Source organism: Achromobacter sp. SIMBA_011 (assembly GCF_046535435.1).
GTDB classification, from domain to species: Bacteria; Pseudomonadota; Gammaproteobacteria; order Burkholderiales; family Burkholderiaceae_B; genus Achromobacter; species Achromobacter dolens.
In genome coordinates this window covers 1-661 of the sequence record NZ_JAWRWN010000030.1, presented here as the reverse complement: position 1 = coordinate 661, position 661 = coordinate 1, and the positions used below count along the sequence as shown (strand labels likewise).

Here is a 661-nt window from a genome sequence, read left to right as displayed (position 1 = left end):
CACGTAAAACAGCACCACCGTGCGCAGGTCCTTGAAGACGCCATTGTGCATGTATGGACCGGTGACGGCGACGTTGCGCAGCGTCGGCACCTTGAACTTGCCACGCTCAGCCGGATCGCCGGCCACAACAGGATTTTGCGCGAGCCCAAGATCGACAGCATCCGGCTTCGAGCCGTTGGCGGATCTCACCGCCGTGTTGGCCGGAACGCCAATGTTGAAATATTTGTGGTTGGTGAAGAGACCGTCTTCCAGCCCCTTGGCGCCGCGAATTTCATGGCAGGTATTGCAATTGGTAAATTGCGTGGAGGAAATCAGAACCCGCCCCAGCTCCTCCTGATCGGTCAGCTTTTCCTCGCCGCGCAGGAAACGGTCATATTTGGAATCGAAGGTGGAGAATTCATCCGAACGCTCGAAGCTTGCCAGCGCCCTGGCCATTGCGGCATAGCCGGTTTCATCGGTCTCAAAAACATCTTTGCCGAACTGCGTGCCGAAGGCCGCGACATAGTCAGGGTTTTCCTTAAGCCGTTTCACGACGGACGCCTTGTCCGGCATGCCCATTTCGATCGGGTTGAGCGGTGGACCACCCGCCTGATCTTCCAGCATCGAGGCGCGACCGTCCCAGAATTGCCCGCCTACATACTCGCCCGCCGCGTTCTTGCCG

Annotated in this window: 1 protein-coding gene; it reads right to left on the bottom strand. The window is 58.5% G+C overall.

The window, feature by feature from the left end:
- On the bottom strand, positions 1-661 hold a 661-nt coding region (locus SB816_RS29725), incomplete at both ends, for a cytochrome-c peroxidase (RefSeq protein WP_410547959.1).